Here is a 12,105-nt window from a genome sequence, read left to right on the forward strand (position 1 = left end):
TTTCCAGCCCTCGCCTCGCGCTTCTGGCGCTTGCGAAGGCTCTTCCAAGGAAGAAGGAAATCCAATGTCTCGTCCCCCTCTGCCCCCATTCACCCATGAAACCGCCATCGAGAAGGTCCGTCTGGCCGAAGACGGCTGGAACACCCGCGATGCCGCGAAGGTCGCGCTTGCATATTCGCTCGACACCCGCTGGCGGAACCGCGTCGAGTTCGCCAATAATCGCGAGGAAGCGCAGGCATTCTTGACGCGCAAGTGGAACAAGGAACACGAATATCGGCTCATCAAGGAGCTCTGGGCATTCACCGGCAACCGCATCGCGGTCCGCTACGCCTATGAGTATCACGACGATAATGGGCAGTGGTTCCGTGCCTATGGCAATGAGAACTGGCTGTTCGCCGAGGATGGCCTGATGTCGAACCGCTATGCCTGCATCAACGAAATGCCGATCGCGGAATCGGATCGCCAGTTCCACTGGCCGCTCGGCCGCCGCCCGGACGATCATCCCTCGCTCAGCGACCTCGGTCTATGACCGGCAAGCGCGTCCTCACCACCCGCGAGAATGCGGTGCCCGCATTGGCAGAAGCGTTCCGCGAACATGGCTTCGAGGGCGCAAGCCTGGCGGTGCTGTCGAAGGCGACCGGCCTCGGCAAGGGCAGCCTCTATAACTTCTTCCCCGGCGGGAAGGAGGAGATGATGGAGGCGGTCCTTGCCGATATCGATCGCTGGTTCGCCGAAACCATCTTCGCACCGCTGGAGCAGGCCAAGGACCCGGCGGCGGCGGTTACGGCGATGCTCGACGCGGTGACGGCCTATTTCCGCTCCGGGCGGAGGGTCTGTCTTGTCGGCGCGCTCGGCCTCAACGTCGGCGGCGGCGCGTTCGCGGGGACGATCAATGGCTATTTCGGCCGCTGGATCGCGGCGCTGGCCCGTTGTCTCGAGGTCGCGAACGTTCCTGCCGCGTCGGCGGCGGAGCTGGCCGAGGAGGCCGTGTCCGGCATCCAGGGTGCGATCGTCCTGGCGCGGGCGCTGGGCGAGGATAGCACGTTCAAGCGCATCATCGATCGCCAGCGTGCCAGTTTGCTGGGTGCGATACGCGGCGGCGCAACTTCCTGAATGCCGGAGGCGTGACACCTCCGGCATCGACCTGAGTGTATCCTATGGCCCAGACCTATCTCCATCAAATGTTCGGCCCCGGCGCTCGTGCGCTGCAGACGGCGGCCGGATCCCGCACCGCCTATGCGCGCATGGAAAGCCAGGCCGGCGCGATCGATGCGCTGACGGCAAGAGAACTCGATTTCATCGCGGCGCGCGACAGCTTCTATATCGCAAGCGTGAGCGAAAGTGGCTGGCCCTATGTTCAGCACCGCGGCGGCCCTTCCGGTTTTCTGCGTCACATTGCCGGTAACAGGCTCGGCTTTGTCGACTATCAAGGCAACCGGCAGTATCTTTCGACGGCGAACCTCGCTGCGGATGATCGCGTCTCGCTTTTTCTGATGGACTATCCCGCGCGACGGCGACTCAAGCTGATCGGCCATGGGCGGACAAGCGACGATCCGGCGGAAATCGCCGGGCTGGTGCCCTCAGGATATGATGCGGTGCCGGAGCGCGTTTTCCTGATCGATGTTGTGGGCTTCGACTGGAATTGTCCTCAGCATATTACCCCTCGTTTCACCGAGGCGGAAATTTCAGCCGCGCATCAACCCCTCATCGACGAGCTCGCGCGACTGCGGGCCCGCGTTTTGGAACTGGAAGAAGCACGTGCATGACCGGCAGGCTAACCTGTGGCGTCCACCATGTGGGGCTTACCGTTCCCGATCTCGACGAGGCGCGGGCCTTCTTCTGCGATGTGCTCGGCTTCGACGTTGTCGGCGGCGCGCCCGACTATCCGGCAGTCTTCGTCTCCGATGGGGACGCGCTGATCACCTTGTGGCGCGCGGAGGACCCTTCGACAGCGCGCGCCTTCGATCGCCGAGCCAATATCGGCCTCCATCATCTTTCGCTCGCGGTGGCCGACGAGGATGCGCTGGCGGCGGCCTGGCGAAAGGTCAGCACCCATCCCGGCGTGACCGTCGATGTGGCGCCTCAGCCCACCCGACCTGGATCCACCACCCGCCACTTCCTGGTCTTCATCCCAGGCGGAATCAGGTTGGAGTTCGCGACCGCGCGCAAATGACAAAAAGGAGGAGCCAGTTTTGCGCTCTCGGTGGCGGCTTTCGGCTGAAACTGCCGTTCAGTGTTCGGGTGCTGAATGGCAAGGGCTGGTCGCGAACCGCCAGTGCGGGATTTCGTTTTTTGGTGGAAAGCGGACGTCCCGTTCTCGTGCGGCGGTCTCGTCAGCCGCCCTTAACGACGTGAGGTAGATTTGCGGGAGCGGGTCGGTCTGCAGGCGGACGCTGGCAGTGGGCGGCTGAGAGATCTTTCTCCCAGCTCTCGTACTGTTCGGAACTCTCCGGCGGCGAGGAGCGGCAGATCTCCGGCTCTCGGCTGTGACAGCCTGAGGCCGAAATGAGCACTACCCCTATGAGCGCAGCGGATACCCTTTTCATCCAAGCAATGTCACATGCGTCACGGTGTAGCGGCAAGTGGGTGGAAAGCTGCCGAACCGGCCGGGTGGAAAAGAATCGCGTGACGAGTTCTCTCGCCGCAGGTCGATTGTCATCTGGTGCGTAATCCATTAACCAATATTCGCAAATATTTGCGAACAGGGGAAAATCGATGAAACACTGGTTTACGGCGGCCGTGGCAACGGCAATCAGCTTGCTTTCTGTTCCTGTCGACGCACAAGTATTCACGGTAGATTTCTCACCAAATTCAGGATCGATGACCGACCATGGAACCTGGCTGTCTCACGGCTTAGAATTTCTCGCTTCCGACAGATTGGGAAAAAGAGTTAATATCGACATCGTCGATGGCGCGGTTCATATCCCCACTAATGGGGGTTTATTCATACATGATCCATGCTGTTCGGGTCCGTACGAATTTTCACCATTTATCTTGGTGCGATTTGATATAGACACCTCTGTTCCTTTTCTATTGAACGACGCATATAGCCGAGATCAAACTTACTATCCTGACAAATTTCCTGGCTACCAGACCTTAAGTCTTGGAAATTATTCTTTGCTCGTTGATGCCTTGATTAAACCAGGAGAGTATGATTTAGCAGTAGGCGATGCATTCGTTGACAACTTGACATTTGTGACCATCGTGCCTGAGCCCGCTAGTTGGGGGATGATGCTTGCCGGTAGCGGAATGGCCGGCGCGGCAATTCGTCGTCGGCGTCGCAAGACTGTCACTGCCGCCGCCTAAAGCAAGTGCATCTTCCCATTGAGGGCGGCCCGCTTCGGCCGCCCTTTTCCTTTACGTATCATGAGAGGAGATGCGGGGCCGCCTCAGCTTACGGCGGCGGGCAGATTAGCGTCAGAAGAATTGCGACATGCCCATTCTCGCCCTTCGGGGGAATGCCGCCCCCTCACGCGGTGCACGTGTCCTGCGTCTCAGCTCAACAACTACAGATCGCAGGAGATCGCGATGTCCGCTTGTGGGGCGTTAGCTGCCGACGCGTAAGCACGTTTCGAGCGCGCTACCGCCGATGGAGTGATCCGTGCTGCCAATGACCGCTTTCGGAGCGAGCGGTCGTTCCCGCCAACTGATGGGAACGGCTTCGGCTGGTCGACAGCCGCCTCACAATCCGTCCTTGTGGACTCGCGACTTTTTCGCACCTTGCTGATCGTTGGACATCAATGTCCTCCCTGCATCTGTGCGTCGGGAGAAACGCCGCGCGCTGCCAGCCAGCTGCGCATCTGCCGGATCTCGGCCGCCTGTGCCTCGATCACGCGCCTGGCGAGCGCGCGAACCTGCGGATCGGTGCCGTGTCGTAGCTCCACCTGTGCCATTTCGATCGCACCCTGATGATGCGGAATCATCGCCCGGAGGAAGTCGATATCGGCATACCCGGTACGGGGAATGCCCATATCGCCATGCCGGGCAGCGGGCACCGCTTGCGCGCTCGTGTTGCCGGACGAGGTCTGCTGGGGTTGGGTCGAGCAGGCGGAGAGAACGGCGGCTGCCGCAATGATCCGTAGCTTGAAGCGCATCTGTGGCTCCTGCGTTGGTGAGGTCGGTAAAAGTGCGTGCCCGACGCCGCCTAGGAGGCGCCGGGCACGCGAAGGTCAGTCGGCGTCTGCCGCGGCGGGATGATCGGCGCCGCGTTCGGGGCTGCGCTGGCCGAACCGGGCGTACAGCGTCGGCAGCACGAACAACGTGAGGAGCGTGGCCGAGATCAGCCCGCCGATCACCACCGTGGCGAGCGGCTTCTGCACCACCGCGCCCGCGCCATGGCCAAGCGCCATCGGCACGAAGCCGAGCGATGCGACCAGCGCCGTCATCGCGACAGGGCGCAGGCGCTGCATCGCGCCCGTCCGCGCCGCCTGCGCACGGTCCATCCCGGACCGGAGCAGGTCCTGGATCGAACTCACCATGACCAGGCCGTTCAGCACCGCGATGCCGGACAGCGCGATGAACCCGACCGCGGCCGAGATCGAGAAGTCCATGCCCCGCGCGAACAGCAGCAGCACCCCGCCGACGAGCGCGAAGGGCACGCCGGTGAAGACGATCGCCGCATCGCGGAGGTTGCCGAGCGCCCCGTAGAGCAGCAACAGGATCAGCACGAAGCAGGCCGGGACGACCAGCTTCAGCCGGTCGCTCGCGGACTGCAGGTTCTCGAACTGCCCGCCCCATTGGAGATAGCTGCCCGCCGGCAGGCGGACCTGCCGTGTGATCGCCGCCTGCGCATCCGCCACCACCGATCCCACGTCGCGCCCGCGCACATTGGCCTGGACGACGACGCGGCGCTTGCCGTTCTCGCGGCTGATCTGGTTCGGCCCGTCGACGACGCGGATGTCGGCGACGCTGGCGAGCGGCACGAACCTTCCGCCGGGAACCGGCACCGGGACCTGTTGCAACAGCGCCAGATCCGCCCGTTGCGCCTCCGAAAGGCGGATCACCACCGGGAAGCGACGGTCGCCCTCGAAGATCGTGCCGGAGGTCCGCCCACCGATCGTGGCGGTGACGGTGTCCTGCACGTCCTGCGCCGTGACGCCCAGCCGCGCCATCGCATCGCGATTGACCCGGATGTCGAGCATCGGCAGCCCGGTGGTCTGCTCGACCTTCACGTCGGCGGCGCCCGCCGTGCGACGAAGCACCCCGGCGATCTGCTCGGCGGTACGGTGCATCGTGTCGAAGTCGTCGCCGAACACCTTCACCGCGATGTCGCCGCGAACACCGGCGATCAGCTCGTTGAAGCGCATCTGGATCGGTTGGGTGATCTCATAGGCGTTGCCGGGGAACCGGCCGAGCGCCGTCTCGAAGCGCGCGACCAGTGCGTCCTTGGCGAGCCCGGGGTCGGGCCACTGGTTGCGGGGCTTGAGGATCACGAACATGTCGGTCGCGTTGGGCGGCATCGGATCGGAGGCGAGCTCCGCCGTGCCGGTTTTGGAGAAGACGAAGCGCACCTCCGGTTGCTTCGCCAGATAGCGCTCGAGCGGGACCTGCATCGCCTGGCTCTGCTGCACCGATGTTGCCGGGATACGCAGCGCCTGGATCAGCAGGTCGCCCTCGTCGAGCTGGGGCAGGAACACCTGGCCCAGGCTGGTGAAGGCCAGCGCGGCGACGACCAGGCTGGCGATACCGGCACCGACCGTCAGCGTCGGGCGGCGCATTGCCCGGTCGAGACCGGGTTCGTAGCGACGCTTCAGCCAGGAGACGATCCGGCCGTCCTTCTCTTCCACCCGCTTCGACAGCCAGATCGCGATCATGGCGGGCACGAAGGTGATCGAGAGGACGAAGGCGAACGCCAGCGCCAGGATGACGGTCAGCGCCATCGGCACGAAGGTCTTGCCCTCGACGCCGGTGAGCGTGAGCAGCGGCACATAGACCAGGACGATGATCGCCTGGCCATAGACCGAAGGTCGGATCATCTCGCGCGCCGCCTCGGCGACGGTTGTCAGCCGTTCGCCCCGGCCGAGCAGGCGTCCCTCCGCATGCTGCCGTTCGGCAAGCCGGCACAGCGCATTCTCCACGATGATCACCGCGCCGTCGACGATCAGGCCGAAGTCCAGCGCGCCCAGGCTCATCAGATTGGCCGCGACGCCGAGCCGAAGCATGCCGAACCCGGTGAGCATCATCGTCACCGGAATCACCAGCGCCGCGATGAGCGCCGCGCGGAAGTTGCCGAGCAGCAGGAACAGCACGACAACGACGAGCAGTGCCCCCTCCCCCAGGTTGCGGGCGACGGTGGCGATGGTCGCGTTGACCAGCGCGGTGCGATCCAGCACCGGCTCCACCACCACGTCCGGCGGCAGCGAGGCATTGATCGCCTTGAGCCGATCGGCGACCGCGGTGGCGACGCTGCGGCTGTTCTCGCCGATCCGCATGATCGCGGTGCCGACGACGACCTCGGTGCCATTTTCCGAAGCGGATCCCATCCGCACCGCCTGGCCCGGGCGTACGCTCGCGACCTGCGCCAGCGTGATCGGCACGCCTTCTCGGGTAGCGACCACGGTGCGGGCCAGTTCGTCCGTGTTGCGGATCAGCGCATCCGATCGCACCGCTAGCCCCTCCCCGTTGCGGGTGACGAAGCCGCCGCCGACGCTGGTGTTGTTCCGCTCCAGGGCCTGGCCGAGTTCGGTCAGCGTGATTCCGAGCGCGGCGAGCTTCTGGACCTCGGGCACCACCAGATACTGTTTGGCATAGCCACCGATCGAGTCGATGCCCGCCACACCCGGCACATTCTTGAGCAGTGGCGTGACGATCCAATCCTGCGCGGTGCGCAGATAGGTCGCCTTGTCCTCCTCGCTGACCAGCCGCTCGCCCTCGGGGGTGATGTACGAACCGTCGGGCTGTTCCCCGGGCTCACCGGGGCGGTGGCGATCATCCGCGCGGTGCTGGAGCCGCACGGTCCACATATAGACCTCGCCCAACCCCGTCGCGATCGGCCCCATTTCTGGGTTCACGCCGGCGGGCAGGCTCTCGGCGACACCCTGCAGCCGTTCCCCCACCTGCTGGCGGGCGAAATAGATGTCGGTCTTCTCCGAAAAGACCGCGGTCACCTGCGCGAAGCCGTTGCGGCTGAGCGAGCGGGTATAGTCGAGGCACGGAATACCGGCGAGCGCCGTCTCGATCGGGAACGACACCTGCTTCTCGACCAGCTCGGGCGAGAGCGCAGGCGCGCGGACGTTGATCTGGACCTGGTTGTTGGTGATGTCCGGAACGGCGTCGATCGGCAGGCGCGAGAGCGACCAGGCGCCGATCACGGCGGCGATGGCGGTGAAGAGCAGGACGAGCCAGCGCTTCTCGACCGCCCGTGTCACGATGGAGGCGATCATGGCTCAATCCTCCTCCGCCGCTTCGCCCTTGCCGAGTTCGGCCTTGAGCGTGAAGCTGCCGTTGGTGGCGATCCGCTCCTGGCCGGTCAGGCCCGAGCGGATGAGGACGGTCGCGCCGGCGGCATCGCCGAGCACCACCGGGGTCGCCTTGAAGCCCGTGGCGGTGCGGACGAAGACCATGGGCTTGCCCGCAACCGTCTGCACCGCGGTGGTCGGAACGCGGATCGCGGTGGAGCCGCCGCTGCCGGCAAGCTGGACCGACGCGGTGACCGGCTCGCCGACGCGCCAGATGCCCGCGCGATTGTCGAGCATCGCCACCACCGGCACCTGCCGCGTCTGCGGGTCGAGCGCGGGGGAAACGAAACGGACCGTCGCATTGGCCTGCCGACCGGGTGCGTTCACCGAAACCATGGCGCCGGGCCGTATCCGCCCCGCATCCTCGGGACGGAGATTGAGCGACAGGGAGACCTGCGCGAGATTGGCGATGCGGTAGAGCTCGGCATCGGCCGCCACCGTCTGGCCCAGCGTGACCGGGCGGGCGATGACCTGGCCCGCGATCGGCGCGACGATGCCGATCCGGTTGAGCCCCCCGCCCCCGCCGCCAGCCGCGGCGACCTGGCGCTGCGCCTGGGCAAGCGCGATGCGTGCCTCCGCCGCTGCGGTGCGAGCCGCGACGAGATCCTGCTCGGGCGAGACCCGCTCCGCGAACAGGCGCTGCTCGCGCGCCAGATTGACGTTGGCGAGGTTCAGCCGCGCGCGCGCCGCCGCGACGTCACCCTTCAGCTGGGCGGCCTCGCGGCTTTCGATCACGGCGATGGTCTCGCCGCGGCCGACCAATTGCCCGAGGTTGCGATGGAGCGCGACGACGCGCCCGCCGATCGCGGCAGAGACGATCTGGGTCGCCTGCGGATCGCCTTCGACGATCGCGGGTAGCTCGACGGTGCCGCCGCCGCCGAGGATCGGTCGCCCGATCTGGACGCCGGCCGCAGCGATCTGGTCCGCCGACAGCGTGACGGTGCCGTCATCGGCGTGGCCGTTGGCGCTGGCAGCGGCCGTGTTGCCCGAGGCTGGGGTTTGCTCACCCTTATCCGAGCCGCAAGCGCCGAGCAGGAGCGCGAGCGTGCAGGCGCTCGCGAGCATCAAGGTGCGCATCATTGGGTATCCCTGTTGAAGGCCACGGGGGCGGTCAGCCGCTCCAGCCGGGCACGTGCATTCTGATAGGCGGCCAGCGCCTCGATCGCGGCAAGCCGGGTATCGGCCAGCGTCCGCTCGGCATCGAGAAGATCGAGCTGGCCGAACTTGCCCTCGCGATAGCCGATACGGGCGATGCGCGCCGCCTCCTGCGCCGCGGCGAGCGCCGGGCCGGATGCCGCCCGCGCCGCGATTGCCGCGTTCGCGGCCTCGGCGGCAGCGGTGGTGATCGCCTGTTCGACATCGATCCGCGTCGCGCGGCGCAGCGCGTCCGCACGCCCGCGCTGCGCCCGCGCTTCGGCGAGGGCCGCCTTGCCGTTGTTGAACAGCGGGATCGGGACCGAGACGCTCAACACGGCGGCGAGATCGTTGGTCGCCTCCAGCCGCCGGACGGCCGGGCCGATGTTCAAATCGGGTACGCGACTGGCGCGCGCCAACCGGACCGAGGCATCGGCAATAGCAAGGTCCGCATCGGCAGCGGCAAGTGCCAGCGTCCCAGCTGCCTCGTGCGGCAGCGTCGGGCCGGACACGGTGGCAGGCAGCAGATCGAGCACACCGGTATCGAGCGCGTCGCCGATCGGGCGTCCGATCCGCCGCGCAAGGTTCGCCTGCGCCGCTTCGACCAGGCGCCCGGCACGCTCGGCCGCAGCTTCGGCATTGACCCGCGCTACACTTGCCCGCTGCTCCTCGAGCGGCGAGGCGCGGCCCGCGCGGACGCGAACATTGGCCGCCCGCAGTGCGTCGCCGGCGATCCGCACCTGGTCCCGCGCGACAACGAGCCGCCGCTCCGCCGCGACCGCCGCGATGTACAGCTCGGTAACGGCCACGCGAATATCGGCCGCCGCGATGACCGCCTCCAGTTCGGCGCGCGACAGCCGCGCTTCCGCCACGGCCACCCGCGCGCCGCGCTTGCCGCCGAGTTCGATCGGCACCGCGAGGCCGATCGTCGTTTCCGCGCTGCGAAGCCCGCGATAGGCGCCAGAGCCAGCGACATTCTCGACCTGCGCCTGCGCCACGGGATTGGGTCGCAGGCCGGCGGCGGTGCGTCCGGCGCGCGCGGCGGCGATCGACTGGACCGCCGCCTCCACGCTGGGCGCGGCACCGCCGGCCAGTGCTATGGCTTGGTCAAGGGTGAGGGCCGGCATCGGCTGCGATAGCGCCGCCGTGCGGGTTTGCGCCTGCGCCGTCGCGGCACAGGACGCCGCGGCCAGCAAGGCCGCGAACCATTTCTGCATCTTTCATGATCCTGACAGGAATTCCGAGCGTCGGCGCAGCGCCGGCGAGCGAATCCGGTCAGGCCCGCGGTGGTCGCGGAATCACGCTTGCCGGGATGCCGTTCAGCGCGTCCGCCACCATGATCGGGCGGATGCAAGCATGTCGATCGAAGAGCAGGCGTGGGAGCTCGGCGGTGGGAGTGCCGAGGTCGTGGCCATGGCAAAGACCATGGTGGTGGGGCAGCGCATTATCCCGGTCGGCGGGCACCTCGTCGCCGTCCCCGGGCAGGTGCTGGGTGATGGCGATACCAGCGACGCGCCCCCCCCGCCGCTTCCGCCGCATGGGCGACGCTCGCCCAACCGGCGAGCACCAGCATCAGGCAAGCGATAAGGGGCAGCAGCGCGCGCATCGCCGATGCCTGTACCAGCAATGGCCGGCGCTGTAACCCTCGGGGCGACCCTCTGGTCACAGCGGCCCAAGACACGCAAGCTTCGCAAACAAAGCGGCCGCATCCGGCTTCCTCTTCGCCGAAGTCGCTATTTGAACGTCGCGGCCAGCAGCCGGTCGAAGGATCGGTCGGACCGCCAGCGCTTCAGGAACAGCATTGGCCCTGCCCGGCAGCCACCGACGTAGCGCGCGCGGGGCCACGATTCGTGACCGCTTCTGCGTGGGCCACGGCGGAACAACATGAGAAAGTGTGGGACCGCGCTAGGCTGATTTTGCCGCAGTTCCGCGGTTTGCTAGCGAAGTTCTTGAGATGTACTGGTGCCGCTTACAGGACTCGAACCTGTGACCCCCGCATTACGAATGCGATGCTCTACCAGCTGAGCTAAAGCGGCGCCCGGTGCCGGGCGCTGGCTTGCCCGGAGGAGGGCGCGCTTACCAGCCGTTTCCGGTGCATGCAAGCACCTCCTTGCACGCCCGCCAACTTTCTTGCGTCCGCGGCTTTTCCTGATCCGCCTTTTACGCAGCATTTACCATGGACCCTGCAAAAGGCGCCGGATCAGCGTTTTCGGGCCCTTGCCCGCAGTGGAGCACCCGCATGAACATGGCTCGCGGCATCAATCGTCCGACCGACCCCGAGCCCGTGCCCGCGGCGGACGAGGCGATCGACGAACGCCCCGTGGCGATCGGCGGCGACGAGCGGCGGATGCATGTGCGCGCCTATAACCACTGGGTCTCGCTGCTGCGCGGCCGCCCCTACCCGGCCATCCACGATCTGGACCCGGAAAACATCGCCGATTTTGGCCCGAACAGCGTGCTGCTCGATTTCACCGCCGGCATCGAGAACCCCGCCATCCGCTATCTCGGCACCGCGCTGCGCGAGGAATGCGGGATCGAAGGGCCGATCGCCCATGTCGGCGAAGTGCCCAGCCGCTCGCTGCTCTCGCGCCTCACCGACCATTATCTGCAGATCATCGCCAACCGCGCCCCGATCGGCTTCGAGGCCGAGTTCGTCGGCCAGCGCGGGCACCAGATGTTCTATCGCGGCATCCTGATGCCGTTCGCGTCGAACCCCGAGGCGATCGACTTCATCTACGGCGTGATCAACTGGAAGGAAGTGGTCGACGCCGAGATGCAAGCGCGACTCGATGCCGAGATCGAGGCCTCGCGCCGCGCGGTGCCGCACCCCGCGCCGACCCAGTCGGTCTGGGCCGACGGCCCAAGTGCCGGGCTCGATTCGCCCGCCACCGCTGAACTGCCGCGCACCGAACTCGCCTCGCCGCTCGCCGACCAGCTCATGCTCGCGCGCGAATCGGCCGCCGCCGCCCGCGCCTCGGAGCTGCGCGGCCGCGCGGCGCTCTACCGCGCGCTCGATCGCGCCTATGGCTTTGCAATCGCGGCCGAGAAGGAGCCGGAGGGCTATGCCGCCCTGCTCGCCGAGGCGGGGATCGCCGGCCAGGCACGCGCGCCGATGACGCCGGTGGCCAAGCTCGTCTTCGGCGCCGACTATGACAAGACGCGGCTGGCCGAATTCGCCGCCGTGCTTACCCATGCCCGGCGGCTGGCGGTGCCGGCGGACGGGCTCGACGCCTTCCTCGAAATCACCCCCGGCGGGATCAAGGGTGTCGTCGCTGCCGAGCGCGAGCTGCGCGCCTCGGTGGCCGGCGAGCGCCGCCCTGCCGCGTTCGCCCGTGCGGTCGAGGCGCTGCGCCATCGGCCGCCGCTCGCCCGTGTGGCGATGGCGCCGGGCCAGGCCGAATTCGTGCTGCTGCTGGCCCGCGCAGGCGCGCAGGGCCTCGATATCATCGCCAAGCTGGAAGACGACGCGCAGCTGACCGATCGCGCCGTCCGCCGCGCGGCGGCCTGAGTCCCA

At 66.8% G+C, this 12,105-nt stretch carries 11 protein-coding genes and 1 tRNA gene; 7 read left to right on the forward strand and 5 right to left on the reverse strand.

Annotation, left to right across the window (positions count from 1 at the left end; all coding sequences use genetic code 11):
• The first annotated feature begins 64 nt into the window (after positions 1 to 64).
• The 5 genes from ABIC35_RS03200 to ABIC35_RS03220 all read left to right on the forward strand — a co-directional run bounded on the left by ABIC35_RS03200 (position 65) and on the right by ABIC35_RS03220 (position 3,306).
• Complete coding sequence (locus ABIC35_RS03200) at positions 65 to 529, forward strand: DUF1348 family protein (RefSeq protein WP_121071695.1); 465 nt, start codon at positions 65 to 67, stop codon at positions 527 to 529.
• The gene (locus ABIC35_RS03205) at positions 526 to 1,113 is read left to right on the forward strand and encodes a TetR/AcrR family transcriptional regulator (RefSeq protein ID WP_121071696.1); all 588 of its coding nucleotides are present in this window, start codon (positions 526 to 528) and stop codon (positions 1,111 to 1,113) included. Before ABIC35_RS03200 ends, ABIC35_RS03205 begins: the two co-directional genes overlap by 4 nt.
• 44 nt (positions 1,114 to 1,157) lie before the next feature.
• Positions 1,158 to 1,766, forward strand: coding sequence for a pyridoxamine 5'-phosphate oxidase family protein (locus ABIC35_RS03210; protein ID WP_121071697.1), 609 nt, complete (start codon positions 1,158 to 1,160; stop codon positions 1,764 to 1,766).
• Positions 1,763 to 2,173 carry a VOC family protein gene (locus ABIC35_RS03215; protein WP_121071698.1) on the forward strand — a complete coding sequence of 137 codons (411 nt, stop codon included), beginning with the start codon at positions 1,763 to 1,765 and terminating at the stop codon, positions 2,171 to 2,173. The genes ABIC35_RS03210 and ABIC35_RS03215 overlap by 4 nt, the downstream gene beginning before the upstream one ends.
• A 542-nt stretch (positions 2,174 to 2,715) precedes the next feature.
• Positions 2,716 to 3,306 carry a PEPxxWA-CTERM sorting domain-containing protein gene (locus ABIC35_RS03220; RefSeq protein ID WP_354278276.1) on the forward strand — a complete coding sequence of 197 codons (591 nt, stop codon included), beginning with the start codon at positions 2,716 to 2,718 and terminating at the stop codon, positions 3,304 to 3,306.
• 431 nt (positions 3,307 to 3,737) lie between these two features.
• Here the strand turns inward: ABIC35_RS03220 and copM are convergent, their stop codons facing one another.
• The 4 genes from copM to ABIC35_RS03240 all read right to left on the reverse strand — a co-directional run bounded on the left by copM (position 3,738) and on the right by ABIC35_RS03240 (position 9,808).
• A complete protein-coding gene (gene copM, locus ABIC35_RS03225) occupies positions 3,738 to 4,094 on the reverse strand; it encodes a CopM family metallochaperone (RefSeq protein WP_121071699.1) in 357 nt (118 codons plus the stop codon).
• 75 nt (positions 4,095 to 4,169) lie between these two features.
• Positions 4,170 to 7,382 carry an efflux RND transporter permease subunit gene (locus ABIC35_RS03230; protein WP_121071700.1) on the reverse strand — a complete coding sequence of 1,071 codons (3,213 nt, stop codon included), beginning with the start codon at positions 7,380 to 7,382 and terminating at the stop codon, positions 4,170 to 4,172.
• A gap of 3 nt (positions 7,383 to 7,385) precedes the next feature.
• Positions 7,386 to 8,537 (reverse strand): efflux RND transporter periplasmic adaptor subunit, encoded by a 1,152-nt coding sequence (locus ABIC35_RS03235; RefSeq protein WP_436286765.1) that lies wholly within the window; start codon positions 8,535 to 8,537, stop codon positions 7,386 to 7,388.
• Positions 8,534 to 9,808: a TolC family protein gene (locus ABIC35_RS03240; RefSeq protein ID WP_121071702.1), complete on the reverse strand. Its 1,275-nt coding sequence runs from the start codon at positions 9,806 to 9,808 to the stop codon at positions 8,534 to 8,536. The genes ABIC35_RS03235 and ABIC35_RS03240 overlap by 4 nt, the downstream gene beginning before the upstream one ends.
• Positions 9,809 to 9,947: 139 nt before the next feature.
• Between ABIC35_RS03240 and ABIC35_RS03245 the strand changes: the two genes are divergently transcribed.
• Positions 9,948 to 10,178: a hypothetical protein gene (locus tag ABIC35_RS03245; protein ID WP_147425797.1), complete on the forward strand. Its 231-nt coding sequence runs from the start codon at positions 9,948 to 9,950 to the stop codon at positions 10,176 to 10,178.
• A 373-nt stretch (positions 10,179 to 10,551) separates the two neighbouring features.
• On the opposite strand, the gene ABIC35_RS03250 is transcribed toward ABIC35_RS03245, so the two are convergent.
• A tRNA-Thr gene (locus ABIC35_RS03250) sits at positions 10,552 to 10,627 on the reverse strand.
• A gap of 203 nt (positions 10,628 to 10,830) precedes the next feature.
• Here ABIC35_RS03250 and ABIC35_RS03255 point away from each other — a divergent pair.
• The gene (locus ABIC35_RS03255) at positions 10,831 to 12,099 is read left to right on the forward strand and encodes a PAS domain-containing protein (protein ID WP_121071704.1); all 1,269 of its coding nucleotides are present in this window, start codon (positions 10,831 to 10,833) and stop codon (positions 12,097 to 12,099) included.
• The last annotated feature ends 6 nt before the right edge of the window (positions 12,100 to 12,105 follow it).

It is taken from the genome of Sphingomonas trueperi (genome assembly GCF_040545965.1).
GTDB lineage: Bacteria > Pseudomonadota > Alphaproteobacteria > Sphingomonadales > Sphingomonadaceae > Sphingomonas > Sphingomonas trueperi_C.